General features: G+C 68.2%; 20 protein-coding genes and 1 tRNA gene. 9 read left to right on the top strand and 12 right to left on the bottom strand.

Going from position 1 to position 25,032, the window contains the following annotated elements; genetic code table 11:
* Nucleotides 1-80: 80 nt before the first annotated feature.
* Entirely contained in the window at nucleotides 81-1,964 is a 1,884-nt protein-coding gene (locus tag E6G92_03930) for an ABC-F family ATP-binding cassette domain-containing protein (protein TMJ18973.1), read from the top strand.
* Between the two features lie 97 nt (nucleotides 1,965-2,061).
* Here E6G92_03930 and E6G92_03925 read toward each other — a convergent pair whose 3' ends face one another.
* The gene (locus E6G92_03925; protein TMJ18972.1) at nucleotides 2,062-3,858 is read right to left on the bottom strand and encodes an acyl-CoA dehydrogenase; all 1,797 of its coding nucleotides are present in this window, start codon (nucleotides 3,856-3,858) and stop codon (nucleotides 2,062-2,064) included.
* A 172-nt stretch (nucleotides 3,859-4,030) separates the two neighbouring features.
* A complete protein-coding gene (locus E6G92_03920; protein TMJ18971.1) occupies nucleotides 4,031-4,453 on the bottom strand; it encodes a MerR family DNA-binding transcriptional regulator in 423 nt (140 codons plus the stop codon).
* Nucleotides 4,454-4,566: 113 nt separating this feature from the next.
* On the opposite strand from E6G92_03920, the gene E6G92_03915 reads away from it, so the two are divergent.
* A complete protein-coding gene (locus E6G92_03915; GenBank protein ID TMJ20699.1) occupies nucleotides 4,567-6,024 on the top strand; it encodes an amidophosphoribosyltransferase in 1,458 nt (485 codons plus the stop codon).
* A gap of 10 nt (nucleotides 6,025-6,034) precedes the next feature.
* A complete protein-coding gene (locus E6G92_03910) occupies nucleotides 6,035-6,745 on the top strand; it encodes an SDR family NAD(P)-dependent oxidoreductase (GenBank protein ID TMJ18970.1) in 711 nt (236 codons plus the stop codon).
* Nucleotides 6,746-6,939: 194 nt separating this feature from the next.
* Here the strand turns inward: E6G92_03910 and E6G92_03905 are convergent, their stop codons facing one another.
* The 3 genes from E6G92_03905 to E6G92_03895 all read right to left on the bottom strand — a co-directional run bounded on the left by E6G92_03905 (nucleotide 6,940) and on the right by E6G92_03895 (nucleotide 11,384).
* Nucleotides 6,940-8,193 (bottom strand): class I SAM-dependent methyltransferase, encoded by a 1,254-nt coding sequence (locus E6G92_03905; GenBank protein ID TMJ18969.1) that lies wholly within the window; start codon nucleotides 8,191-8,193, stop codon nucleotides 6,940-6,942.
* Nucleotides 8,194-8,202: 9 nt separating this feature from the next.
* Entirely contained in the window at nucleotides 8,203-9,225 is a 1,023-nt protein-coding gene (locus tag E6G92_03900) for a 2-oxoacid:ferredoxin oxidoreductase subunit beta (GenBank protein TMJ18968.1), read from the bottom strand.
* Between the two features lie 281 nt (nucleotides 9,226-9,506).
* Complete coding sequence (locus E6G92_03895; protein TMJ18967.1) at nucleotides 9,507-11,384, bottom strand: 2-oxoacid:acceptor oxidoreductase subunit alpha; 1,878 nt, start codon at nucleotides 11,382-11,384, stop codon at nucleotides 9,507-9,509.
* 88 nt (nucleotides 11,385-11,472) lie between these two features.
* Between E6G92_03895 and E6G92_03890 the strand changes: the two genes are divergently transcribed.
* From E6G92_03890 to E6G92_03870, 5 genes are all read left to right on the top strand, one after another.
* Nucleotides 11,473-12,471: an alpha/beta hydrolase gene (locus E6G92_03890; GenBank protein TMJ18966.1), complete on the top strand. Its 999-nt coding sequence runs from the start codon at nucleotides 11,473-11,475 to the stop codon at nucleotides 12,469-12,471.
* The gene (locus E6G92_03885) at nucleotides 12,468-12,944 is read left to right on the top strand and encodes an RNA pyrophosphohydrolase (GenBank protein TMJ18965.1); all 477 of its coding nucleotides are present in this window, start codon (nucleotides 12,468-12,470) and stop codon (nucleotides 12,942-12,944) included. The genes E6G92_03890 and E6G92_03885 overlap by 4 nt, the downstream gene beginning before the upstream one ends.
* Before the next feature lie 213 nt (nucleotides 12,945-13,157).
* On the top strand, nucleotides 13,158-14,366 hold the full coding sequence (locus E6G92_03880; GenBank protein ID TMJ18964.1) for a hydrolase: 1,209 nt from the start codon (nucleotides 13,158-13,160) through the stop codon (nucleotides 14,364-14,366).
* Nucleotides 14,363-15,388, top strand: coding sequence for an arginine N-succinyltransferase (locus E6G92_03875; protein TMJ18963.1), 1,026 nt, complete (start codon nucleotides 14,363-14,365; stop codon nucleotides 15,386-15,388). The genes E6G92_03880 and E6G92_03875 overlap by 4 nt, the downstream gene beginning before the upstream one ends.
* Nucleotides 15,388-16,638: an N-succinylarginine dihydrolase gene (locus E6G92_03870; GenBank protein ID TMJ18962.1), complete on the top strand. Its 1,251-nt coding sequence runs from the start codon at nucleotides 15,388-15,390 to the stop codon at nucleotides 16,636-16,638. Before E6G92_03875 ends, E6G92_03870 begins: the two co-directional genes overlap by 1 nt.
* Here E6G92_03870 and E6G92_03865 read toward each other — a convergent pair.
* Both E6G92_03865 and E6G92_03860 read right to left on the bottom strand, forming a co-directional pair.
* Nucleotides 16,635-18,251 (bottom strand): hypothetical protein, encoded by a 1,617-nt coding sequence (locus E6G92_03865; protein ID TMJ18961.1) that lies wholly within the window; start codon nucleotides 18,249-18,251, stop codon nucleotides 16,635-16,637. The genes E6G92_03870 and E6G92_03865 overlap by 4 nt on opposite strands.
* A 99-nt stretch (nucleotides 18,252-18,350) precedes the next feature.
* A tRNA-Arg gene (locus tag E6G92_03860) sits at nucleotides 18,351-18,427 on the bottom strand.
* Nucleotides 18,428-18,530: 103 nt separating this feature from the next.
* Here E6G92_03860 and E6G92_03855 point away from each other — a divergent pair.
* Nucleotides 18,531-19,025: a hypothetical protein gene (locus tag E6G92_03855; GenBank protein ID TMJ18960.1), complete on the top strand. Its 495-nt coding sequence runs from the start codon at nucleotides 18,531-18,533 to the stop codon at nucleotides 19,023-19,025.
* A 108-nt stretch (nucleotides 19,026-19,133) separates the two neighbouring features.
* On the opposite strand, the gene E6G92_03850 is transcribed toward E6G92_03855, so the two are convergent.
* Genes E6G92_03850 through hemB form a run of 5 tightly spaced genes read right to left on the bottom strand, consistent with a single transcriptional unit; the run spans nucleotide 19,134 to nucleotide 24,901 of the window.
* The gene (locus E6G92_03850) at nucleotides 19,134-19,676 is read right to left on the bottom strand and encodes a gamma carbonic anhydrase family protein (GenBank protein ID TMJ18959.1); all 543 of its coding nucleotides are present in this window, start codon (nucleotides 19,674-19,676) and stop codon (nucleotides 19,134-19,136) included.
* On the bottom strand, nucleotides 19,673-20,212 hold the full coding sequence (locus tag E6G92_03845) for a GNAT family N-acetyltransferase (GenBank protein ID TMJ18958.1): 540 nt from the start codon (nucleotides 20,210-20,212) through the stop codon (nucleotides 19,673-19,675). Before E6G92_03845 ends, E6G92_03850 begins: the two co-directional genes overlap by 4 nt.
* A complete protein-coding gene (locus E6G92_03840) occupies nucleotides 20,209-22,458 on the bottom strand; it encodes a hypothetical protein (GenBank protein TMJ18957.1) in 2,250 nt (749 codons plus the stop codon). Before E6G92_03840 ends, E6G92_03845 begins: the two co-directional genes overlap by 4 nt.
* Nucleotides 22,449-23,906, bottom strand: a complete 1,458-nt coding sequence (locus E6G92_03835; protein TMJ18956.1) for an aminotransferase class I/II-fold pyridoxal phosphate-dependent enzyme — start codon at nucleotides 23,904-23,906, stop codon at nucleotides 22,449-22,451. The genes E6G92_03840 and E6G92_03835 overlap by 10 nt, the downstream gene beginning before the upstream one ends.
* Entirely contained in the window at nucleotides 23,906-24,901 is a 996-nt protein-coding gene (gene hemB, locus E6G92_03830; GenBank protein TMJ20698.1) for a porphobilinogen synthase, read from the bottom strand. Before hemB ends, E6G92_03835 begins: the two co-directional genes overlap by 1 nt.
* Nucleotides 24,902-25,032 lie beyond the last annotated feature (131 nt).

Below are 25,032 nucleotides of genomic sequence, written 5' to 3'. Positions count from 1 at the left end.
GACGGGGCGAAGATTGCCCTGGCGCGGACGGCCGCCTTTTGCCGCTGACAGCGCCGCCCCTTCGCTGTAGGGAACCGGCCATGCTGACCATCAACGGAATCACCGTGCGCCTCGGCGGGCGCACCATCCTCGACCGCGCCGCCGCCGCTCTGCCGCCGGGCGCGCGGGTCGGGCTGATCGGGCGCAACGGCGCCGGCAAGTCGACTTTGATGAAGGTCGTCGCGGGCCTGATCGAGGCCGACGAGGGCGCCGCCGAAATCCCGCGCGCGGCGCGGATGGGCTATATCGCGCAGGAAACGCCGTCCGGCCCCGGCACGCCGTTCGAGACCGTGCTCGCAGCCGACACCGAGCGCGCGGCCCTGCTCCACGATTCCGAGACGACCAGCGACCACCACCGGCTCGGCGAGATCCACGAGCGGCTCAACGCGATCGGCGCCCACGCCGCCCCGGCGCGCGCCGCGCGGATCCTCGTCGGCCTGGGCTTCGACGAGGAGATGCAGCGGCGCCCGCTCGACAGCTTCTCGGGCGGCTGGCGGATGCGGGTCGCGCTCGCCGCCTTGCTCTTCTCGGGGCCGGACCTGCTGCTGCTCGACGAGCCCTCCAACCACCTCGATCTCGAGGCGACCTTGTGGCTGGAGAATTTCCTTCGCTCCTACCGCGCGACGATGCTGATCGTCAGCCACGAGCGCGACCTGCTCAACAACGTCGCCGACCATATCCTGCACCTGCAGGGCGGCAAGCTGACGCTCTATCCGGGCGGCTACGACGCGTTCGAGAGCCAATATGCCGAGCGGCTCGCCTTGCTCGAATCGGCGCGCGCCAGCCAGGCCGCCCAGCGCGCCAGGCTTCAGGATTATGTCGCCCGCAACTCGGCCCGCGCCTCGACCGCCAAGCAGGCGCAGTCGCGCGTGAAGATGCTCGCGAAGATGGCGCCGATCGCCGCCGTCGCCGAGGATCCGAGCCTCAGCTTCGACTTCCCCAGCCCCGCGGAATTGAAGCCGCCTCTGGTCACGCTCGACATGGCCGCGGTCGGCTACGCCCCGGGCGAGCCGATCCTCCAGCGGCTCAACCTGCGCCTCGACCCGGACGACCGGGTCGCCCTTCTCGGCCGCAACGGCAACGGCAAGACCACGCTTGCCCGCCTGCTCGCCGCCCAGCTTCCGGCGATGGACGGGCAGATGACCGCCTCGGGCAAGCTTCGGGTCGGCTATTTCACCCAGTACCAGGTCGAGGAGCTGGACGGCGAGGACAGCCCGCTCGAGCATATGAGCCGCCTGATGCCCAAGGCGACGCCCTCGGCGGTGCGGGCGCAGCTCGGCCGCTTCGGCTTCTCCGGCGACAAGGCCGTCATGCAGGTCAAGAAGATGTCTGGCGGCGAGCGCGCCCGGCTCGCTCTGGCGCTGATCACCCGCGACGCGCCGCACATGCTGATCCTCGACGAGCCGACCAACCACCTCGACGTCGACGCGCGCGAGGCGCTGGTCCAGGCGCTCAACGCCTATACCGGAGCGGTCGTCGTCGTCAGCCACGACCGCCACATGCTGGCGCTGACCGCCGATCGCCTGGTCCTCGTCGACGGCGGCACGGCGAGCGACTATTCCGGCAGCCTCGACGACTATACCGACCTGATCCTCAAGGGCGGCGGGGACGGCGGAGCGGCGGCGAAGGACCCGCCGCGCGGCAACCGCAAGGACGAGCGCCGCGCCGCCGCCGAGGCGCGCGAGAAGAGCCGCAACTTGCGCAAGGAAGCCCAGGCGGCCGAGCAGGACATCGCCAGGCTCGAAGCGCGCAAGACGGAGCTCGAACGAGCCCTGTTCGATCCTGCCGGGGCCGGTCCCGCCGACTCTGCTTTGCCCACGAGCGAGCTGATGAAGCGCCACGCCGACACGCTCGCCGCCCTCGCCGCCGCCGAGGCGCGCTGGCTCGCGGCGAGCGAAGCGGTCGAGCAAGCGCTTGCGGCCTAGAGTCCCGGCCCGCACTTGGTCTTTATGCTGCTTGCGCGATCGCTCGTTCTCGCGAAGCCCTGACAGGATCGAGGCGAACGGTCGCGCGCTGGCAGTGCTAGAAGGCCTCGGCCGGAAGCGCCATGATGCTCTCCGCCCCGGCCTCCAGCTTTCGGCGCTCGGCGTTGGTCTGGGGCATGATCCGGTCCGCGAAGAAGCGGGCGGTGAGCAGCTTGCCCTGGTGGAAATCGGCATTGGCGGCGCCGTTCGCCAGCGCCGCGGCGCTCGCCTTGGCCATGCGCAGCCACATCAGGCCGAGCGCGACCGTCCCCATCAGAATCATATAGGGATAGGCCGCGGCGCCGGCATTGTTGGGGTTGACGAGCCCGTTCTGCATCAGCCACATGGTCGCGGTCTGGAGATCGCCGAGGCCCCGCTCGAGCGCGCCGGCGATCTTCTCCAGCTCCGGATCGCTTTTCCCCGCCGCCGCTTCCTCGCCGGCCAGCTTGAAGAAGGCCTGGATCGCCCGGCCATTGTCCTTGCCCAGCTTGCGGCCGACCAGGTCGAGCGCCTGGATGCCGTTGGTGCCTTCGTAGATCTGGGCGATCCGCGCGTCGCGGACGAACTGCTCCATGCCGTGCTCGCGAATATAGCCGTGGCCGCCGAATATCTGCTGGCTGTTGACCGCCGCCTCGAACCCTTTGTCGGTGAGGTAGCCCTTGATGACCGGGGTGAGCAGGCCGAGCAGGTCGTCGGCAGCGACGCGCTCCTCCTCGCTCTGCGCGCGGCGCGAGAGATCGACCTGAAGCGCGCCCCACAGGACCAGAGCGCGCGCCGCCTCATTGAACGCGCGCGCCTCCATCAGCATCCGGCGGACGTCGGGATGGACGATGATCGGATCGGCGCGGGCGTCCGGATCGCGCGCGTCCGGAACGAGCGCCCTGCCCTGCCGCCGGTCCTTCGCGTAGGCGACAGCGTTCTGATAGGCGATCTCGCCCTGCGCGAGCCCCTGCAGACCGACTCCGAGCCGCGCCGCGTTCATCATGATGAACATCGCCGCGAGGCCCTTCTCCGCCTCGCCGACCAGATAGCCGGTCGCCCCGTCATAATTCATCACGCAGGTCGAATTGCCGTGGATCCCCATCTTCTCCTCGATCGAGCCGCAGGAAAGCGCGTTGCGTTCGCCGAGCGAGCTATCCTCGCCCACCAGGAACTTGGGGACGAGGAAGAGCGAGATGCCCTTCACGCTGTCTGGCGCGCCGGCGATCTTGGCGATCACCATGTGGACGATGTTCTCGGAAAGGTCGTGCTCGCCCGAGGAGATGAAGATCTTGGTGCCGGTCAGCTTGTAGCTGCCGTCGGCTTGCGGATCGGCGCGGGTCTTCAACAGGCCAAGATCGGTGCCGCAATGCGGCTCGGTCAGGTTCATCGTGCCGGTCCACTTGCCGGAGACCATGTTCGGAACCCAGGTCCGCTTCTGCTCGTCGGTGCCCTTGACCAGCAGGGCCGCGACCGCGCCCTGGGTCAGGCCGTTATACATCTCGAACGCTTGGTTGGCCGAGAGGAGATATTCGGTGATCGCGGTGGCGATGACCGAGGGCAGCCCCTGCCCGCCATATTCCTCGGGCGCGGACAGCGTGGTCCAGCCGCCGGCGACGAACTGGTCCCACGCCTCCTTGAAGCCCGGCGGGGTGGTGACCGATCCGTCGGTATTGCGCTTGCAGCCGATTTCGTCGCCGACGCGGTTGAGCGGATGAAGCACCTCGGCGGCGAAGCGGCCGCCCTCGGTAAGGATCGCCTCGATCAGGTCAGGAGTCGCATTCTCGAAGCCCGGCAGGTTCGAATAGCGCTCGATCCCGAGCACCTCCTCGAGCACGTAGCGCGTGTCGGCGACGGGGGCGGTGTAGCTGGGCATCTGATGCGGTCCTTGTATTGCTTGGCGCGTCTATGTTGATCTCGCTCACCCCGAGGAGGGACTGAGTTTGGCGAAGGCCCGTCTCGAAGGACCTCCTTCGAGACGCCGGTTCGACAGGCTCACCGGCTCCTCAGGATGAGCGGAAAGCGAGGCGAATCCGGGCATCCCACCCTCACCCGGCGAGCGTGGCGTCGGACGCCCCGACCATGGCGATGAACCGTTCGAGCTCGTCGATCGTGGCGTCGATATCGAGCTTCTGCTTTGTCAGCTGATCGACCCGCGCGCGGCATTTCTCGAGCGTCACTCGGCGCTGCTCGTGGCGGCCGTCGCCGACGTCGTAGAGGTCGATCATCTCGCGGATCTCGCTGAGCGAGAAGCCGACGCGCTTGCCGCGAAGGATCCAGGCGAGCCGGGCGCGGTCGCGCCACGAATAGATGCGTGCGAGGCCCTGGCGCTGAGGCGCGATCAGCCCCTCGTCCTCGTAGAAGCGAAGCGCGCGGGCGGTGACTCCGAACTCGTCGCAAAGCTCGGAAATCGAATAGGTGCGGACCTGCCGCGGCTTGCGATAGTCCGAATGGAGCGCGGTTTCGGGCATCGGGAAGGGGTAGTTTACGTTAACGTCAGCGTCAAGAACCGCCCCGTAAATCGCCGGGGGCGACAAAGGCCGAAGCGGTGCCTATATGCCTCGACCGCGGCGTGCAGGATATGATGCTGACCACCCATCCCTTCGACGATGACAAGCTCCGCGAGGAATGCGGCGTGTTCGGCATTTGGGGCGCGGACAGCGCTTCGGCCATCGTCGCGCTCGGCCTCCACGCCCTTCAGCACCGGGGACAGGAAGCGGCCGGAATCACCTCGTGGGACGGCCGCACCTTCCACAATCATCGGGCGATGGGCCATGTCGCCGGCAATTTCGACAAGGACGAGGTGATCCGCGCCCTCGCCGGGCGCGCCGCGATCGGCCATGTCCGCTACTCGACCACCGGCGAGACGGCGCTCCGCAACGTCCAGCCTTTGTTCGCCGAGCTCGCCTCGGGCGGCTTCGCCGTCGCCCATAACGGCAACATCTCCAACGCCATGCGGCTTCGCGGCGAGCTCAACCGGCGCGGCTCGATCTTCCAGTCCACCAGCGACACCGAGGTGATTATCCACCTCGTCGCCACGAGCGAATACCGCACCCTGCTCGACCGCTTCATCGACGCCCTGAAGCAGGTCGAGGGCGCCTATTCCCTGGTCTGCCTGACCGCGGAGGGCATCATCGCCTGCCGCGACCCGCTCGGCATCCGTCCGCTGGTCATGGGCCGGCTCGGCGAGGCCTATATCTTCGCCTCCGAGACGGTGGCGCTCGACGTGGTCGGCGCGACCTATTTGCGAACGATCGAGCCCGGCGAGCTGATCGAGGTCTCGGACCAGGGCGTCCGCTCCCACCGCCCGTTCGCGGCGGTGCGGCCGAGGCCCTGCATCTTCGAGCATATCTATTTCTCGAGGCCCGACAGCGTGATCGACGGCCATAGCGTCTACAATGTGCGCAAGCGGATCGGCGCCGAGCTCGCCAAGGAAAGCCCGGTCGAGGCCGATCTCGTCGTTCCGGTCCCCGATTCGGGCGTGCCTGCGGCGATCGGCTACGCCCAGGAAAGCGGCATTCCCTTCGAGCTCGGAATCATCCGCTCGCACTATGTCGGACGGACCTTCATCCAGCCCAGCGACCAGGTTCGCCACCTCGGAGTCAAGCTGAAGCACAATGCCAACAGCGCCCTCATCCACGGCAAGAGCATCGTGCTCGTCGACGATTCGATCGTTCGCGGGACGACAAGCCTCAAGATCGTCCAGATGATGCGCGAGGCCGGCGCGCGCGAGGTGCACATGCGCATCGCCAGCCCCCCGACGCGCCATAGCTGTTTCTACGGCGTGGACACGCCCGAGCGCGCCAAATTGCTCGCCGCGCAGATGGATGTGGCCGAGATGAACAAATATATCCACGCCGACAGCCTAGCCTTCGTCTCGATCGACGGCCTCTACCGCGCGATCGGCGAGGAGCGGCGTGACGGAGCGGCCCCGCAGACCTGCGACGCCTGCTTCACCGGCGACTATCCGACCGGCCTGACCGACCAGGAGGATTTGGAGAGGCGCAACCAGCTGATGCTCGCTGAGGCGCGCGTGGCCTGACGGAGATAGGATGACGGGTTTTCTGGAGACGCAACTCGCGCTGGTGACCGGCGCGAGCGAGGGGATCGGTGCGGCGATGGCCATCGCGCTCGCGCGGGAGGGCGCGCACGTCGTGCTCGTCGCGCGCGACTCGGCCAAGCTCGAGGCCGTCGAGGAACAGATCCATGCAGCGGGCGGCGCAGCGACGATCGCGCCGCTCGACCTCACCGCCCCGGAAGCGATCGGCAAGCTGGCGGCGGCGGTGGGTGGGCGCTGGCACGCGCTTGACGTGCTCGTGCTCAATGCCGCGACGCTCGGCACGCTGACCCCGGTGCCGCAAATCGACGGCAAGGAATTCAACAGGCTGCTGACGCTCAACCTGCTTGCCCAGCAGGCACTGATCGCCGGCTTCGATCCGATGCTGCGGCGAAGCCTTGGCGCTCGCGTGATCGCGATGACCTCCAGCGTCGGCGCGAGCCCGCGCGCCTATTGGGGCGCCTATGGCGCCTCCAAGGCCGCGCTGGAAACCTTGGTGCTGAGCTATGGCGAGGAGATGAAGAACCTCGTGCCGCTCAAGGTCGCGATCGTGGATCCCGGCGCGACCGCGACCCAGATGCGCGCGCGGGCCTATCCTGGGGAGGATCCGGCGACGCTCAAGGCGCCGAGCGCGGTGGCGGACGCGGTAGTGGAGTTGCTGAGCGGGGATTTCGAGAGCGGGTATCGGCTCGAGGTCGGGCGTTAGTCGCGTTTCGCCCAAGTTCGAGCGTTCCCCGGCGAAGGCCGGGGCCCAGGCCCGGCGGTAGCCGGGACCCTGCGGCGAACCTTCAATGTCGCTTTCTCGTCGAGCGACTCTGCCCGGAACCTCCCAAAGCCTTCGGCTCCTGGGCCCCGGCCTTCGCCGGGGAACGGTATCGTCTAATCGGGCCGCGTTCGACTCTAGGACCGAACCAGGGTCACCTGCGCGACGTCGATGCCGCCGCTGCGGAAGCCGCCTTCGCAGTACATCAGGTAATAGCGCCACAGATCGTGAAAGGCCTCGTCGAAGCCGTGCGGGAGTCGCCCCTCGCTCACCGCTTCCTCATAGCGCGCACGCCAGCGATGCAGCGTCTCGGCATAATCGGCGCCGTAGCCGACGCGGTCATGCCAGGAGAGGCCGGCCTTCGCGGCGATGGCGGCGAAGCGCGGCTCGCTGATCAGCAGGCCGCCGGGGAAGATATAGGCCTGGATGAAATCGGTGTTCGCCGCATAATGGTCGAACAAAGCCTCGCGGATCGAGATCAGCTGGATCGCGGCCTTGCCGCCGGGCTTCAGCACTCGGGCGATCGTCCTCAGGTAGGCGGGCCAATATTCCTGGCCCACCGCCTCGACCATCTCGACCGAGGCGACGGCGTCGAACCGGCCTTTCACGTCGCGATAGTCGGTGAGTGCCACCTCGACCTGCCCGGAAAGCCCGGCATGGGCGAGCCGCCCGTCGGCATAGGCCTTCTGCTCGGCGGACAAGGTGAGCGCGGTAACCCTCACACCGTAATCGCGCGCGGCAATCTCGGCGAGGCCGCCCCAGCCGCAGCCGATTTCGAGCAGGTGGCGGCCGGGCTTCAGGTCGAGCCGGTCGAGCAGCAGGCGGACCTTGTGCTCCTGGGCGGCCTCGAGGCTGTCTTCGGGCGCGGCGAAGATCGCGCTCGAATAGGTCATGCCCGCGTCCAGCCAGGCGGCGTAGAAATCGTTCCCGAGGTCGTAATGATGGGCGATGTTGCGCCGCGCGCGGCGCTTGCCGTTGGAGCGCAGTGCGTGGGCGATCCGATTGACCAGCCGCCACGGCCCCTTGGCGCGCGCCGCGTCGCCGAGCGTGTCGGCGTTGCGCATGAACAGGTCGAACAGGGCGACGGGATCGGGGCTCGCCCATTCGCCGTGTGCCCAGGCCTTGTACCAGCCGACCGACCCGGAGGCGGCGAGCCGCGCCAGAGCGCGCCAGCTGCTGATATGGACGGCCGCGACCGGCCCCTGCCCACGCCCGCCAAGGACCCGGAAGACGCCGTCCGGCAAGGTGAGGTCGAGCCGCCCGTGCGCGACTCCGGCGTCGATCCTGCCCAATATGGCGTGGAAGCGCCCGGCGAACAGCCGAGCGAAGACGCCCCCGCCGGTGGCGAGCGCTCGGTCGGCCGCGACCAGATGTCTCCCCCTGTGCAGCATCAAAAGCGCCTAGATCTCGCGCGGCTCCTTATCGACCTGCCACGTCTGGCCCTTGGAGACGAGCGCCTGGAGGTCGGCGGGCTTGCCGGCGGCGGCGGCCGCGTTCTGCTCGCGCACCGCGCTTTCGAAGGTCGGGCGCGGATCGTCGTAGATCACGCCGAGCGCCATCGGGAAGCTGCCGATCGGCATGTCGATCAGCATGTGCGCGACGGCCTTGTTCTTGGGATCGTGGACGATCACGTCGGCCGAGCGCCAGTCGCCGTCCGCGACATCGACGACCTTGAGGTTCAGCGCCTGGCGGTCGAGCGTCAGGCCCTTGCTATTGTTGTCGAACAGCATCGGCTCGCCGGGCTTCAGCCAGAGCTGCTTGCCGGCATTCTCCCTGGCGGTGAACGGCGCGAAGACGTCGTCATTGTAGACGATGCAGTTCTGGAAGATCTCGACGAAGGACGTGCCCTTGTGCGCATGGGCGGCCTTGAGCACGTCGGGAAGGTTCTTGTGAACGTCGATCGCCCGGGCGACGAAACGGCCGCCCGAGCCCAAGGCGAAGGCGCAGGGGCGGACCGGGCGGTCGACCGAGCCGAACGGGGTGGACGGCGAGCGTGTGCCGACTCGCGACGTGGGCGAATATTGGCCCTTGGTCAGGCCGTAAATCTCGTTGTTGAACAGCAGGATTTGGCAATCGAGGTTCCGCCTGAGGATGTGCATCGTGTGGTTGCCGCCGATGCTCAATGCGTCGCCGTCGCCGGTGATGATCCACACGTCGAGATCGGGATTGGCGAGCTTCACGCCCGTGGCCACCGCGGGCGCTCGGCCGTGGATCGTGTGGAAGCCGTAGGTCTCCATGTAATAAGGGAAGCGCGACGAGCAGCCGATGCCAGAGACGAACACGGTCTTCGACGGATCGGCGCCGAGATCGGGCATCGTGCGCTGCACCGCCTTCAGCACCGCGTAATCGCCGCAGCCGGGGCACCAGCGCACCTCCTGGTCGGTGGCGAAATCCTTCGCCGTGAGCTTGGTTATCTCGTTCATTTCTCTTCCTTGTTCACCGGCGAAGACCGATGTCCAGGCCTGGGCCCCGGCCTTCGCCGGGGAACGGAGTTCACTCTTACCTCAAATAATAAATCAGGAACGCGACCAGGATCAGCATCACCACCATCGGGATGACGCGGGGCGGGTTCATGCGGCCTCTCCGCCCATGACACGCCCCTTTTCGTCACCCCCGCGAAAGCGGGGGTCCAGCTTTCCTTCCTGCCGCTCCGGTTCGCAAGCTGGATTCCCGCTTTCGCGGGAATGACGGACGGAGGTCTGGCTCACCCCAGCGCCTCCAGAATCGCCGCCTCGATCTCGGCGATCTTGAACGGCTGGCCGGAGACCTTGTTGACCGGGCGGGCGTCGACCAGGAACTGGTCCCGGAGCAATGTCTTGAGCTGGCCCTTGTTCATCTCCGGAACGATGATCCGCCCGTAAGACCTTAGCAAATCGCCCAAATTATTGGGCAGCGGCCAGATGTGGCGGATGTGGATGTGGCTGACGTCCTTGCCCTCCCGGCGCGCGCGGCGGACCGCCTGGTGGATCGGACCGAAGGTCGAGCCCCAGCCGACCACCGCCAGCTTGCCGCCTTCCTGGCCGAGGCAGACGTCCTGCTCGGGGCAGCTATCGGCGATGCCCGCCACCTTGTCGTGCCGGATGTCGGTCATCGCCTGGTGGTTGGCCGGATCGTAGTCGATATGGCCGGTGCCGACATTCTTCTCGATCCCGCCGATGCGGTGCATCAGCCCTTCGGTGCCGGGCTTGATCCACACGCGCTTCAGCTTCTCGTCGCGCTTGTAGGGGTTGACCGCCTCCCCCTCGCTGAGCGGCGCGTCGTGGAACGCGACCGGGAAGGGCTCGTAGGCGCCCATGTCCGGCACCTTCCAGGGCTCGGCGGCATTGGCGATATAGCCGTCGGTCAGCAGCATGACGGGGGTCATATACTGCACCGCGATGCGGCAGGCCTCGATGGCGCAGTCGAACGCGTCGGCGGGCGAGCGCGCGGCGATCACCGGCATCGGCGCGTCGGCGTTGCGGCCGTAGACCGCCTGGTAGAGGTCCGATTGCTCGGTCTTGGTCGGAAGGCCCGTCGAAGGCCCGCCGCGCTGCGAGTTGACGATCACCAGCGGAAGCTCGGTCATGATCGCGAGGCCGATCGCCTCCGTCTTGAGCGCGATTCCCGGCCCCGAGGAGGAGGTGACTCCGAGCGAGCCGGCGAAAGCCGCGCCGATCGAGGCGGCGATGGCGGCGATCTCGTCCTCGGCCTGGAAGGTGGTGACCCCATATTCCTTGAGCCGCGAGAGATGGTGGAGGATCGCGCTCGCCGGCGTGATCGGATAGCCACCGAAGAACATCGGCAGGCCGGCCAGCCGGGCGCCCGCGACCAGCCCCATCGAGATCGCCTCGGCGCCGGTCACCGTGCGGTAGAGGCCGGGCTCGGCCGGCGCGGGATCGATATGATGCTGGTGAATCGCGCCCAATTCGGCGGTCTCGCCATAAGCGTGACCGGCGTTCAGGGCGGCGATGTTCGCCTCCGCGAGCTCGGGCGCCTTGGCGAACTTGGCCTTGAGCCAGCCGACGATCGGGCCGCGGTCGCGGTCGAACATCCAGAGCGCAAGCCCGAGCGTCCACATGTTCTTGCAGCGCAACGCCTCCTTGTTGCCGAGGCCGAACGGCTTCACCGCGTCGAGCGTCAGCTGCGAGATGTTGAGCCGCATCACATGCCAGCGGGCGAGCGTGTCGTCGTCGAGCGGATTGCCCTCGTAGCCGGCCTTGGCGAGGTTGCGCGCGCCGAACTCGCCTTCGTCGGCGATGATCAGGCCGCCTTGCTTCAAGTCCGCGACGTTGGTCTTGAGCGCCGCCGGGTTCATCGCGATCAGCACGTCGGGCGCGTCGCCCGCGGTCTCGATCGCCGCCGATCCGAAATTGATCTGGAAGGCCGATACTCCGAAGGTCGTTCCCTGCGGCGCTCGGATCTCGGCCGGAAAATCGGGGAAGGTGGCGAGATCGTTGCCGGCGAGCGCGGTGGATAGGGTGAACTGGCCGCCGGTCAGCTGCATGCCGTCGCCGGAATCGCCGGCGAAGCGGACGACGACCGCCTCGAGCGGCGCGTCGGAGCGCGCCTCTTCAGGGGTGAGAAAATGTCTGGCCGTGGCCAAGAGCCTAATCCTTGAATGCTGGAATCGAGCGGACCCTAGCCCCCTGCGCCTCTCACGACAACAGGTGGCGGCGGCTCTCCGTTCGCCTATGGAAACGAAACGCGCCGCCTCGATTCGCAACCAGGAGCATCAACGCGTGACGGAAATCTATGTTCGGCCCGATGTCCGCCGGTTCCTCGATTATCTGAACGCCCTGCCCGGCCCGCGCAGCTGGGAGGTCGGGCCGGTCGAGGCGCGGCGGATGATGCTCGCGGCGCGCGGCGTGGCCGATGCGCCGGTCGGCGAGCTGGCGGTGATCCGAGATTTGAGCTTCGCCGGACCGGCGGGCGAGGTGCCGCTGCGCCTGTTCGACGCGCGCGAGGAGCGCGGGGCCGGACCGCTGCTGATCTTCTTCCACGGCGGCGGCTTCGTCCTCGGCGACCTCGACAGCCACGCGCCCTTCTGCGCCGAGATCGCCCGCCAGCTCGATCTGCCGGTGCTCGCGGTCGATTATCGCCTCGCGCCAGAGCATCCCTGGCCCGCGGGCGTCGAGGATTCGATCGCCGCGGCCTATTGGGCGGCCGGAAGCCCCGCCGAGCTGGGGCGCGAGGTGACCGGCCTGATCGCCTGCGGCGACAGCGCCGGGGGCAATTTCGCGATAATCGTCACGCTGGCGCTGCGCGAGGAGCCGGCCAGGGTGCCGGTGATCGCCCAGTGGCCGATCTACCCGGCCGCCGATCCCGGCGAGCATCACCCGAGCTTCAGGCAGTTCGCCGAGGGCTATTTCCTCACCCGGCCGGGGATGGACTGGTTCGACCAATGCTATCGCGCCGACGTGAAGGACTGGCGCTATTCGCCATTGCTCAAGAGCCAGGCGGGAATGCCGCCGACGCTGGTGATCGCAGCGAGCCTCGATCCGATCCGCGACCAGGGCCGCGCCTATGCCGCCGCCTGTATCGAGGCCGGCGTGCCCACGGTCTTCCGCGAGGCCGAGGGAAACATCCACGGCTTCATCTCGATGCGCCGCGCCATCCCCTCCTCGGACGAGGACATAAAGGGGTGCGTGGCGGCGCTGAAGCTGATGCTCGCGGAAATCGACGCGCGATGACGGACAAGAGCGCCCTCCCCTATCGCCCCGCCGTCGGCGTCATGCTTCTGAACGGCGAGGGCAAGGCGCTGGTCGGCCAGCGGCTCGATTCGACGCTCGAGGCGTGGCAGCTCCCCCAAGGCGGGCTCGACGAGGGCGAGACTCCCGAGCAAGGCGCCTTCCGCGAGCTGGAAGAGGAAACCGGCATTCCCTCGCGGCTGGTCGAGATCGTCGCGTGCTGCCCCGAGGAGCTTTATTACGACCTGCCCGACGACCTGATCGGCAAGATGTGGAAGGGCAAATGGCGAGGCCAGCGCCAGACCTGGTTCCTCGCCCGCTTCCTTGGGCAGGATTCGGACGTCAACATCGCCACCGCCGAGCCCGAATTCCGCGCCTGGAAATGGGCCGAGCCCGCGGAGCTCCCGGCGATGATCGTGCCGTTCAAGAAGGCCCTTTACGGGCAGCTTCTCGAGGCTTTCGCGGACTGGCTATAGGAAGTTGATCCGGGCGCTGGTTCGGGTTATGTTCCTTCCGTGGTGTCTCACTCCTCGCCCCGTTTGATCGCCTCTCTCGATCAAAAGCCGGGCATTGATCGAACCGTTTTTTATTTTGCGGAAACCTGGAAACTTCCATCGCTTCTCCCGTCCGGAAGTGCGTTGCGGAGCGCAGGGGTTTTGTGCCCGGCGATCCCGGGCTAGAGCACCGGCATGCGGGGCCTTTCCAGGATCGAGCAAGACGCGATCGAGGCTTGCGCCGCCTCGCCGATGCTCGATCAGGTGGCCGAATGGGCCACGATCAACAGCGGCTCACGCAATCTTGCCGGACTCGAGACGGTGTCCACCGCGCTCGCGGACGCCTTCTCCGCGCTGCCTGGCGACCTCAGCCGAAAGGGTCCCGCGGCGGTAGAGGCGATGGCCGCCGACGGCGGGTTGGAGCCGGTCGCGCACGGCCGCAACCTGCATCTGGTGGTGCGCCCCGAAGCGCCCGTCCAGATCCTCCTCACCGGCCACATGGATACCGTGTTCGGCGCCGATCACGAATTCCAGAAGGTGTTTTGGCGCGAAGAAGGCGTTCTCGGCGGGCCCGGGGTCGCCGACATGAAGGGCGGGATCGCGGTGATGCTCGCGGCGCTTCGGGCGGTGGAGAGCGCAGGTGTCCAGGGGCTCGGCTACGAGGTGGTGATCAACAGCGACGAGGAAGTCGGCTCGCCGGGCTCCGCGGCGCTGATCGCCGAGGCCGCCCGCGGTAAGCTGGCCGCGCTCACCTACGAGCCCTCGGCGCTTCCCGACGGCACGCTGGCCGGGGCGCGCGCCGGGAGCGGCAATTTCTCGATCCGGATCGAAGGAAGGAGCGCCCATGCCGGCCGCAATCCCGAGGAGGGCCGGAACGCGATGCTGGCCGCGGCCGAGCTGGCGCTGCGGCTGGAACAAGCCATCAGTGCGGGGCTCAGCGTCAACCCGGCCCGGATCGACGGCGGGGGGCCCAACAACGTCGTCCCCGATCATGCGGTGCTGCGCATAAACATGCGCCCGCGCACGCTTGGCGACCAGCAGCGTGCCCAGACCGCGCTCGATGACGCGGTCGCCGAGATCGCGGCAAAGCGCGATGTGCACATAAATATGCATGGCGGCTGGGGCCGACCGCCCAAGCCGCTCGACCCGCGCTCGGAAAAGCTGTTCGCGCTGGTGAAGGGCTGCGGCGCCCATCTCGGCCAGGACATAAGCTGGCGCGACACGGGCGGGGTGTGCGACGGCAATAACATCGCCGCCTGCGGCGTCCCGGTGGTGGACACGATGGGCGTTCGCGGGGGCGCGATCCACTCGGCGCAAGAATATCTGATCGTCGAGAGCCTCGTCGAGCGCGCGCAGCTTTCGGCGCTGACGATCCTTAGGCTGGCCGGCGGAGAGGCCCTGTGAGCTATCGGGTGCGGCCCGCGCGGGGCGAGGATTTCGCCTCGATATACGAGATGGCGCTGCTCACCGGCGGCGGCTTCACCAACCTTCCCGCCGACAAGGGCACCCTGGTCGCCAAATTGGCGCGCTCGGAGGCTGCCTTCTCAAGCGCCGAGAGCGCGCCCGAGGGCGACTTGTTCGTCTTCGTGCTCGAAAACGCCGAAACGGGCGCGGTGCGCGGCACCTGCCAGGTGTTCGGCCGGGTCGGGGTCGAGCAGCCTTTCTATTCCTACCGGATCAGCAAGCTCACCCAGACCTCGCCCGAGCTCGGCCGCACCTTCCACACCGAGATGCTGAACCTGTGCACCGACTTCAACGACTGCTCCGAGGTCGGCGGCCTGTTCCTCCATCCCGAGGCGCGCGCGAGCGGCCTCGGGCTCGGCGTCCTCCTTGCACGCAGCCGCTACTTGTTCATCCGCCGCAACCGCGAGCGATTCGCCGGCAAGGTGGTCGCCGAGCTGCGCGGCGTGATCGACGAGAAAGGCGGCTCGCCCTTCTGGGACGCGATCGCCGGGCGATTCTTCGGCATGGATTTCCAGGAGGCCGACACGTTCAACGGCGCCCATGGCACGCAGTTCATCGCCGATCTGATGCCCAAGACTCCGATCTACACCGCGATGCTGTCGGAGGAGGCGCTGGCGGTGATGCGCAAGCCGCACCCCTCGGGCGAGGCGGCGATGCGGATGCTCGAGGCCGAGGGCTTCAGCGGCGAGGGCTATGTCGACATTTTCGATGGCGGCCCGACCATGTGCGCCGCGACCGACAGGATCCGGACCGTCGCCGAGGCGCGCGAGCTGGTCCTGGGCGGCACGCGCGAAGAGGTGGACGGCGAGCGGATGCTGCTTGCGGGCGGGACGCTCGGCGATTTCGCGGCGGCCTTCGGCCGTCTCGCCCAGACCCCGCAGGAAGGCGCGGTGCTCGATTTCGAAAGCGCCGGCCTGCTCGGCCTCGCGCCCGGCCACCCCTTCCTCGCCGCGGGCCGCTAATGGCCGTCGTCGAGATCAATTTCGACGGGATCGTCGGGCCGACCCACAATTATGCCGGGCTCAGCCTCGGCAACCTCGCGGCGACGGCCAGTGCCGGCAGCGTCGCTTACCCTCGCGCGGCGGCCCTTCAGGGGATCGCGAAGATGCGCCACAATCTTCGCCTCGGCCTCGCCCAGGGCCTGTTGCTTCCCCACCGGCGGCCCAACCGGGCCTGGCTGGCGGCGCTCGGCGCCGGAGCGGACGGCGTCCCGGAGGCGGTGAGATCGCCCGCTTTCTCGGCGTCGGCGATGTGGGCGGCCAACGCCGCGACCGTCTCGCCCGCTCCAGACAGCCGCGACGGACGCTGCCACCTCACGATCGCCAACCTCAGGACGATGGCCCACCGAAGCCACGAATGGCCGGAGACGCTCGCCCAGCTCCGCCTCGCCTTCGCCGACACTTCCCGTTTCGCGGTGCACGAGCCGGTGCCGACGTTCGGCGACGAGGGCGCCGCCAATCACATGCGGCTGTGCCCTGCTCACGGCTCGCCGGGCGTCGAGATTTTCGTCTACGGCCTGCGCGGCGGCGCCTTCCCGGTGCGCCAGCACGAGGAAGCCTCGCGCGCCGTCGCGCGCCTCCACGGCCTCGATCCGGAGCGGACTCTGTTCGTCCCACAATCGGAGGAAGCGATCGCCGCCGGCGCGTTCCACAACGACGTGGTCGCGGTGGCGAACGAGCATGTCCTGTTCGCGCACGAGCAGGCCTTCGCCGACAAGGAGCGCCTCTACGCGGACCTCAGGCGCCTGATTCCCGAGGTCGAGATCGTCGAGGTGCCGGCGAGCGTCGTCAGCCTCGACGAGGCAATCAAGTCCTATCTGTTCAACGCCCAGCTGGTGACGTTGCCCGATGGAGGCGTAGCTTTGATCCTCCCCGAGGAGGCACGCGAGGCGCCGCGGGTCTGGTCCTGGCTCGAGGCGATGGCGGCGGGCAATGGGCCGATCCGCAAGCTCGCGCTGGTCGACGTGCGCCAGTCTATGGCCAATGGCGGCGGCCCTGCCTGCCTCCGCCTGCGAGTCGTCGCCGATCCGGCCACGGTCGATCCGCGCTTCCTCCTCGACGAGGCCAGGCTCGATGCGATCGCCGTTTGCGTCGAAGCGCACTGGCCGAAGGAAATCCGCCCCGCAGACCTCGACGATCCGGCGCTTGCCGTTCGCGCCGAAACCGCGCGCGGCGCCCTGCTCCGACTGCTCCGGCTAGAGGAACTGACCTAGGGCTTGACCGGTTCGGGCTGCATTCGCTGAACCGCCGGGCGGGGCGCAGGCGCCTGGGCGACCTGTGGCCCGCCGGCGAGGCGGACGACGACGTCCTCGACCTGCAGGCCGCCGCGCTCGATCAGCAGATTCTGGTAATTGTGCTCGTCCTCGCGGGTCGTCGCGGGGATGTCGCCCTCGCGGCGGAAGCGGCGGCGGACGTAGGTCGAAAGCTCTCCGGCCGAGACGATCCGGTCGCCATCCTCGTCCGCCTCGCCGGTGAGGCCCGAGCGGAGGAAGTAAGCGAGGAAGCCCCCCGCCTTGAAGCGGCTCGCGACGAGGCTGGTCAGATCCTCCTCGGAGCTGAACAGGCCCATCACGTTCGGCCGGTTGACGAGGTTCCGAAAGCCGCCCGAATAGCAGGCGTCGAGCGCGACGATCGACAGCCGGCCCCGGACTGCGGCGAAGAGCGGCGCGAGCTGGGCGTCGGTCATCGCCGCGTCGTAGAGCTCGATCGTCTCGGCCCGGCCGTCGAGCTCCGCCGCGCTCGCGGGCACGTCGACCTGGTCGCCATGGCCTGAGAAGAAGAACAGGAAGGTGTCGTTCGGGCCGGCGGCCGCGGCCGCGCGCGCGAAGGCTTCGGCGACCGCCTTGGCCGTGGCCTGCGCATTGGTCAGCACCACGCTCGCCGGATGAAGCAGGCCGGCGGTGCGAAGGCTGTTGTAGAGCTGCTGCGCGTCGTCGTCGGTATTGGGCAAATCGTTGGTCCGCCCGCCATAATCGGAGACCCCGACGAGCAAGGCGATGACCCTGGCGCCGCCCGGAACGCCGATCTGGCGCGGATGGCCGGGGCTCGGTGCGAGCGTCAGCTGATAGTCGCCGCTCTCGCCGGCGCGGTACGAGGTGACCGTGACGACATAATCGCCGTCCTCGGCGAGCACCGTGTCGATCCGGCTGTTGGTAGAGGTCTCGCCGTTGACGTTCGTGTCGTCGCTGACGTCCTGGGTACCGTCGGGACGGCTCAGCTGAAGCACCGTGTCCAGCTTGTTCGCGGTCAGCGAGATCGCGACTCGCTGGCCGCGCTGGGCATGGAAGCGGAAGCGATCGGCGAATCCCCCGGATCCCTCGCGCCCGTCCCCCTCCGCGAGGCGGCCGTTGATGGTGCGCCCGATCGCGATCGGCTCCGCGACGACCGGCGCGGTGATCCGCACGTTGGCCGCGGGTGTGCTCGTCTGCAAGCGATAGGCCCCGGTCTCGCCGGCCCGGAACGTGGTCGCGGAGATCCGGTAGGCCCCGTCGGCGGGGAACTGGACGACGAGCCGGCTGTGCAGCGCATCGCTGCCCTCGGCATCGTCATTGGCGAGGTTGAACCCCTCCGGCCCGGTCACCACGAGGTAGGAATCGAATGCATCCGAGGAGAGATCGATCTGGAGCCGCTGTCCCCGGTGGCCCTCGACCAAATAGACGTCTTCATATTTTCCCGAGCGCCGCTGCGCGTCGTTGGGGCCGAGCTCGCCGGCGACCGTCTGGCTCGGCCCGAGGCTCGAAGCGGGCGGCGCGGTTTGCCCGAAGGCGGAAGGCGCCCCCGCCAGCGCCGTCAGCCCAAGCAAGAATGCAAAGCGAATCCCGTTCATCGGCCCCTCCGCATGGGCGTCTAGCACATGACGCGCTCGCGCTACATTTCGGACTTGCACTGAAGCAAGCATGAACGACGTTCGGCGGGGAGGGAGAAGTGGCGCGCCCGGAAGGATTCGAACCTCCGGCCCCCAGATTCGTAGTCTGGTGCTCTATCCAGCTGAGCTACGGGCGCGCGGGAGGCTGCGACATAGGGGCAAGGCGAAGCCCACGCAACCCCCGGGCAAACCGCGCAATGCCGTGTTGCGGCCCGCTCTGGCGGCGCATAGTGAAGGGCGATGAATTCGCCCAGACCGGCCCTCGCGGCGCTCGCCGCCGCCCTCCTCGCAGGCTGCGTTTCGCAGGGGCCGTTCCCGTCGCTGGCGCCGCGGCCGGCCGAGCAGGAGGATTGGAGCGAGGAGCCGGTGCGAACCGCCCCGGTCGTCGCCGACGATCCCGCGCTGCGCGGCCGAATTGCCGCGCTCCTCGACGAGGCCCGCTCCGGGCAGCGCGACTTCGAGGCCGAAGCGCCCGCCGCCGAGCGTAGCGCGGCCAGGGCCGGCGCCCGGGGCTCCGATTCCTGGCTCGAAGCCCAGCAGGCCATCTCCCGCCTCGAGGCCGCGCGCGGCCGAACCGGCGCCGCGCTCGGCGATCTCCAGGCTCTGGCCCTGGCGAGAGCGGCCGCGCCGACCAGCGAGGCCGATCAGGCGGCGCTCAAGGCCGCGGTCGACGAGGCGGAAGCGATCGCCGCCCGCCAGCAGCAGCGGATCGACCGGCTCAGCCCAGGAGCCTGATCGTCTTGGGACGAAACGCCTGCGGCGTTTCGGCGCAGGGCGTGAATCAGGCTCCCGATTCATAGTAAGACCATGATTCACGTTTCAGGCTGATGCAGCCTGAAACGATCATGGTCTGAGCATGGCCATGTGGCGCTTGGCCAGCGCGACATAATGCGCCGCGCCGGCGCGCACTCCGGCAAGGTCGGCTTCGGTGAGGTCGCGGAGATATTTGGCGGGGCGCCCCGCCCAGAGCTGGCCGGACGGGACTCTCTTGCCCGGCGTCAGCATCGCCCCGGCGGCGAGCATCGCGTCGCTTTCGACCACGCAGCCGTCCATCACGATCGTGCCGAGGCCGACGAAGGCCCTGTCGTGGAGGACGCAGCCGTGGATCATCGCCATATGGCCGATCAGCACGTCGTCGCCGATCAGGCAGGGAAAGCCCTCCTCCGGGCCGCCGGGCCGCGGCGGATCGACGTGGATGACGCTTCCGTCCTGAAGGTTCGAGCGCGCGCCGATGCGGATCAGGTTCATGTCGCCGCGAAGGACGCAATTGTACCAGATGCTCGCTTCCGGGCCCAATTCGACGTTGCCGACGATCTGGGCGCCGGGCGCGACGAAGGCGCTCGGATCGATCCGCGGGGATGTGCCTTCGAATATGTGGGCGGTCATCGTTTCAGCTGTCCCGGGCGGATGTCGTAGACGATCGTTGGGTTGAGCGCCGGAAACCGCTCGTCGTCATAATCGAGCTCGGGCCGCCGGGTCATGCCGAGCCGCTCCATCAGGCCCCAGCTGGCCTCGTTCTGGATGAAGGTGAGCGCGATCACGCGGTCCGCGCCCAGCGTTCCGAAGGCGAAATCGAGCGAGGCGATCGCCGCCTCTTTGGCGTAGCCCCGCCCCCAGCAATCCTCGCGCAGCCGCCAGCCGATCTCATGCATCCCCTCGACCGGGCTTCCGGCCGTGTCGGCGATCTTGATCCCGCAAAAGCCGAGCACCTCGCGATCGGCCTTGCGCTCGACCAGCCAGAAGGTGAAGCCCCGCTGCTCCTGCCACGGGATGATCCGCTTCGTGATCCGCTCGCTGGCCTCCGGCTCCGGCGTGACTCCGCCGAGCCAGCGCATCACCGCCGGCGTGTTGGTGTGGCGCAGGAAGGGCTCGATGTCGGCTTCGGTCCAGTCGCGCAGGATCAGCCTTTCGGTTTCGATCATCGGCGCCAGGGCATCATCGAGCGGAAGTTGATGATCGGCAGGATCGAGGCGTGATCGTCGCTCCAGCCCGCGAAGCCGGGCGTCGGCTCGATCGGCTCCCAATAGAGCCCGTCGTCGCCCGAGAGCGCGATCAGGCGGTCGATCGTCGCCGGATTGCGCGAAAGGGCGATCCAAACCGAAATGGTGGCGTTCATCGCCTCCTCGTTTCCCTCCGGCACATATTGGAGCAGGGCAGCGCGCCACCCTTCGTGCGCGGCGAGATCGGCGATCACCGGCTTGAGATCGAGATAGCGGTTCGAAATGTGGAACAGGACGATCCCGTCGCTCGAGAGGGCACGGCCGTAGACCGCCAGCGCCTCGCGCGTCAGGAGATGCATCGGGACCGCGTCGGAAGAAAAAGCGTCAACGGCAAGGATGTCGAGCGCGCCCGGCGCCTGGCGTGAAAGGCTGATCCGGGCATCGCCGAGCACGATCCGCACCTGCGGCGCGCAACGCGACAGGAAGGAGAATCGGTTGCGCGCGACCTGGACCATCGCAGGGTCGATCTCGAAGAAGGTCCACGCCTGGTTCGGCCGGGCGTAGCAGGACAGCGTTCCGCTGCCGAGGCCGACGACTCCGATCCGCGGGTGCGTGCCGAACAGGGCATCGGCATTGCTCAGCGCCAGCCCGACGCCCGAGCGGCGGGCATAATAAGACGTCGGAACCGTCTCCTGCCCCGGCACCAGGCTCTGGATTCCGTGCAATGTCGTGCCGTGGGTCAGTATCCTGGCCGTGGCCTGGCGGTTCTCGTCGAGCCGCTCGGAGACCTCGTAGATGCCGAAATAGGAGCGCGTGCGCATCCCATCGACCGAGTGGACGATCGTGGTCCAGCCACCATAGCTCAGCATCAGTGCGGCGAGGCTGGCGGCGAACGGCCAGCGCCGGCCGAGGCAGGCCAAAGCGAGCAGCGACACGGCAACGTTGCCGACCATGGTGGCAATGCCGGCCCGCTGGAGGAAACCGGCGTCGGTCAGGAAGGAGAGGAGGAAAGCGACCGACGGGATGGTGAGACAGAGCATGAAGCCATATTGCCGCGGCCAGGGCAAAAGCGGGAATTGCGGTACGAGCAGCGCGGCGGCGACGATCAGGATGGGATGTTCGTAGGCCCAGTCGAACAGAAGCGGCGCGACGATCGCGCAAAAGAGGCCGCCGAGCATGCCGCCGAGCGACATGGCCAGGTAGAAGCGGGTCAGGTGACCGACGGCGGGGCGCAGGCGAAACAGCTCCGAATGAAGCGCCACGGCGATGAAGAAGAGAAGGCCGAGCCCGAGCGTTGCCGAGAAGAACGGGCTTCGCGTGCCGTCGCTGAAGGCCAATCCGCCGGCGATCAGGATCACCAGCGGGGCGAGCATGGTCATGAAGTTCGCGACTCCGCGCCGGTGGGCGAAGGCGATGACGAAGCTCAGCAAATAGAGGCCGAGCGGAAGCACCCAAAGCAGCGGGATGGCGACGATGTCTGTGGTCAGGTGGGTCGTCGTCGAGAGCATGAGACCCGATGGCACCGCGGCGAGCGCTACCCAGTGAAGCATCTGGCGGCGCGTGGGGGCCGGGGTGGACTCTTCGGGCACCGCCTCGACTGCTTGAGCGGGGACGGTCAAGGCGCAGGCCGCGACGAGCAATACGAGGGCGGCGTAGAGCGCCGTCCACAGCCAGCTCTGCGCTGCCAGGCTCATCGTCGGCTCGACGATCAGCGGGTAGGAAAGGAGGCCCGCGAAGCTGCCGAGGTTCGACGCCGCATAGAGCGTGTAGGGCTCGCCGCGCGCGGTCTCCAGCGCGTACCAGCGCTGCATCAGCGGCGCTTGGCTCGAAACGATGAAGAAGAGCGGCCCGATCGAGGCGATCAGGAACCAGGGCACCCACAAGGCCGGCTCGGCGTCGGCCGCGGGCGAGAAGGCGATGAGGTGGATCGGCAGCCAGATGGCGGCCACGCCGAGCAGGACGAGGTGGATCCCGACCTGCCGCCGCGGCTTCAGGCGGGCGATCCAGTGGGCATAGGCATAGCCCGCCAACAGCAGCAGCTGGTAGACCAGCATCGCGCTGTTCCAGATCGACGGCGAGCCGCCGACGCGCGGCAGCGCCATTCGGGCGACCATCGGCTGGGTCAGGAACAGCAGGAACGAGCCGGTGATGATCGTGAGCAGGAACAAGGGCCGCGCGAAACGCTCGTGAACCTGGCTCGCTGCGGCGGCGTCACTCGTCACTGGCATTTCCCCTGATCGGACTGGAGCGCGGCGGCGAGGCGGCACAGGATTTCGATCGTCTCGTCGATATGCGCCAGATGGGTGCGGAACGACAAGATCGCGCAGCGCAGCCACGCCTCGCCGTCGATCTTCGTGCCGCTGAGGAACACCCGTCCCTCCTCCTGCAGGCTGCGCAGCAGGCGGTCGTTGAACGCGTTCGCGTCGCCCTTCGCCGGGCGGTAGCGGAAGGCGACGACCGAGAGATCGGGCGGAGCGCCCACCTCCCAGCCTTCCAATGCACACAGCTGTGCATGGAAATAGCGGGCGAGCTTGATCTTCTCCGACTGGGCGGCGCGAAACGCGGCGACGCCGGCGATCTGGAGCGGGAGCCAGAGCCTGAGGGCTCGGAAATGGCGAGTCAGCTCCGGCGAGAGGTCCGCCGGCGATGGGCCGACCTCGCTCTCGCCGAGCGGGCGGATGTAATCCGCGCTGGCGCTGAAAGCGTCGAGCAGATGACGCGAATCGCGGGCGACCACCGCGCCGGTGCCGTAGGGAAGGAACAGGGTCTTGTGCGGATCGAGCGCCACGGTGTCGGCCCGCTCGATCCCGCCGAGCACCGCCCGCCCCTCGTCGCACAGCATGAACAGGCCGCCATAAGCGCCGTCGACGTGCATCCAGATGCCGTGCCGGGCGCAAATGTCGGCGATTCGATCGAGCGGATCGACCGCGCCCGTATCGACCGTTCCCGCCGAGGCCACCACGAGCCAGGGCCGGACGCCCGCGGCCACGTCGCGCTCGATCGCCGCGGCAAGCGCGTCGGCCCGCATGCGATTCCGTTCGTCGGTCTCGACCAGCCGGCGCGGCGCCCTTCGCCGGCCCGCGATGTGGAGCGCCTTATCGATGCAATAATGGGCGAATTTGGTCAGATAGACCGCGCCTCCTCCCTCGGCATCGCGCGCCTCGCGGGCGGCGACGATCGCCGTCAGATTGGCCATGCTTCCGCCCGTCGTCAGCGTTCCCGCCGCGTCTTCGGGAAAGCCGATCACCCCGGCCAGCCACGCCGAGGTGGCGTTTTCGAGCCGCACCGCGCCGGGAGCGGCCGAGGCGAATCCCGCATATTTGTTCGAGGCGGCGGCGAGGAAATCGCCGAGCGCCGAATGGAACAGCCCGCCGCCCGGAATATAGCCCATGAAACGGGGCGAGGCGGTGGTGAAGCCGGGCGCGTCCACGCAGCGGGCGAGGTAGGCGAGCACGTCTTCCGCGCCGCGGCCGCCTTCGGTGAATTCGGGCTCGAGCCGCTCGTCGAACACTTGCTCGCGCGCCACGTTCGACGGGCCGTTCGCGAGGCCTTCCCAGAAAGCTTCCGCGTGATCGAAGCCCTGCCGCAGCATCGCGCCCCGCTCGCCGGCGTCCGGCTCCAGCGGCGCGGCTTCGGCGGCGAGCGCCTCGATCTCGGCGCGAAGCGCTTCGAGCATCAGGATCCGAGCAGCCGCGCGGCGTGGGCCGCGTGATAGGTGAGGACTCCCGAGCAGCCGGCCCGCTTGAACGCCATCAAGGTCTCGAGCACGAGCGCGTCGCGCTCCCCCGCGCCGGCGGCCGCCGCGGCCTCGATCATCGCATATTCGCCGGAAACCTGGTAAGCGAAAACAGGGACTTCGAAGCGATCCTTCACGCGGCGAATGATGTCGAGATAGGGCAGGCCCGGCTTGACCATCACGCTGTCGGCGCCCTCGGCCAAATCGAGCGCCACCTCGCGCAGCGCCTCCTCCGCATTGGCCGGGTCCATCTGGTAGCCCTTCTTGTCGCCCTTCAGCAGGCCGCGCGAGCCGACCGCGTCGCGAAACGGGCCGTAGAAGGCCGAGGCATATTTGGCGGCGTAGGCCATGATCTGGACGTTGACGTGGTCCGCTTCTTCGAGCGCTGACCGGATGGCGCCGACCCGGCCGTCCATCATGTCCGAAGGCGCGATGATGTCCGCGCCGGCCTCGGCCTGAACGAGCGCCTGGTCGACAAGAATCGCGCTCGTCACGTCGTTGAGCACGTAACCGCTCTCGTCGACGATTCCGTCATGACCATGGGCCGTATAGGGATCGAGCGCGACGTCGGTGAGCACGCCGACCTCGGGCGCCGAGTCCTTCAGCGCCTTGACCGCCCGGCAGATCAGGTTGCCTGGATTGAGCGCCTCGCGCGCATCCTCCGTGCGAAGCGCCGGCGGCGTGTTCGGAAACAGCGCGACGCAGGGAATGCCGAGCTCCCGCGCCTCTTTGGCCCGCTCCCCGATCCGGTCCACGCTCCAGCGCGAGACGCCCGGCAGCGTGGCGATCGGCTCCTCGACGCCGGAGCCTTCGGTGACGAACAGCGGCCAGATCAGGTCGGAAGGGGTCAGCACAGTCTCGGCGAACAGCGCCCGGCTCCAGGCGGCCGCGCGCGTGCGGCGCATGCGGATTGCGGGAAAGGCGGCGCGGCTCATCTCGCGCGAGGACTTAGCGCGCCCCACTGCACCTGCAAAGGCGCGCTTTCTTGAATGAACCCCCAATCGGTGGCATTGTCGTTTCGTCGGTGAAACGCCGGCGAGGGGGAAAATCCCGAAAGCGTCCGAGT

It is taken from the genome of Alphaproteobacteria bacterium (genome assembly GCA_005883305.1).
Lineage (GTDB): Bacteria > Pseudomonadota > Alphaproteobacteria > Sphingomonadales > Sphingomonadaceae > Allosphingosinicella.
Note: the sequence above shows the minus strand (reverse complement) of the source record. Positions and strands in the feature narration are given on the sequence as shown.

Bases quoted from the DNA above. Each gene is read 5' to 3' on its own strand.
- E6G92_03930 (TMJ18973.1), top strand. From the start codon at position 81: ATGCTGACCATCAACGGAATCACCGTGCGCCTCGGCGGGCGCACCATC.
- E6G92_03925 (TMJ18972.1), bottom strand. From the start codon at position 3,858: ATGCCCAGCTACACCGCCCCCGTCGCCGACACGCGCTACGTGCTCGAG.
- E6G92_03920 (TMJ18971.1), bottom strand. From the start codon at position 4,453: ATGCCCGAAACCGCGCTCCATTCGGACTATCGCAAGCCGCGGCAGGTC.
- E6G92_03915 (TMJ20699.1), top strand. From the start codon at position 4,567: ATGCTGACCACCCATCCCTTCGACGATGACAAGCTCCGCGAGGAATGC.
- E6G92_03910 (TMJ18970.1), top strand. From the start codon at position 6,035: ATGACGGGTTTTCTGGAGACGCAACTCGCGCTGGTGACCGGCGCGAGC.
- E6G92_03905 (TMJ18969.1), bottom strand. From the start codon at position 8,193: ATGCTGCACAGGGGGAGACATCTGGTCGCGGCCGACCGAGCGCTCGCC.
- E6G92_03900 (TMJ18968.1), bottom strand. From the start codon at position 9,225: ATGAACGAGATAACCAAGCTCACGGCGAAGGATTTCGCCACCGACCAG.
- E6G92_03890 (TMJ18966.1), top strand. From the start codon at position 11,473: ATGGAAACGAAACGCGCCGCCTCGATTCGCAACCAGGAGCATCAACGC.
- E6G92_03885 (TMJ18965.1), top strand. From the start codon at position 12,468: ATGACGGACAAGAGCGCCCTCCCCTATCGCCCCGCCGTCGGCGTCATG.
- E6G92_03880 (TMJ18964.1), top strand. From the start codon at position 13,158: ATGCGGGGCCTTTCCAGGATCGAGCAAGACGCGATCGAGGCTTGCGCC.
- E6G92_03870 (TMJ18962.1), top strand. From the start codon at position 15,388: ATGGCCGTCGTCGAGATCAATTTCGACGGGATCGTCGGGCCGACCCAC.
- E6G92_03865 (TMJ18961.1), bottom strand. From the start codon at position 18,251: ATGAACGGGATTCGCTTTGCATTCTTGCTTGGGCTGACGGCGCTGGCG.
- E6G92_03855 (TMJ18960.1), top strand. From the start codon at position 18,531: ATGAATTCGCCCAGACCGGCCCTCGCGGCGCTCGCCGCCGCCCTCCTC.
- E6G92_03850 (TMJ18959.1), bottom strand. From the start codon at position 19,676: ATGACCGCCCACATATTCGAAGGCACATCCCCGCGGATCGATCCGAGC.
- E6G92_03845 (TMJ18958.1), bottom strand. From the start codon at position 20,212: ATGATCGAAACCGAAAGGCTGATCCTGCGCGACTGGACCGAAGCCGAC.
- E6G92_03840 (TMJ18957.1), bottom strand. From the start codon at position 22,458: ATGCCAGTGACGAGTGACGCCGCCGCAGCGAGCCAGGTTCACGAGCGT.
- E6G92_03835 (TMJ18956.1), bottom strand. From the start codon at position 23,906: ATGCTCGAAGCGCTTCGCGCCGAGATCGAGGCGCTCGCCGCCGAAGCC.
- hemB (TMJ20698.1), bottom strand. From the start codon at position 24,901: ATGAGCCGCGCCGCCTTTCCCGCAATCCGCATGCGCCGCACGCGCGCG.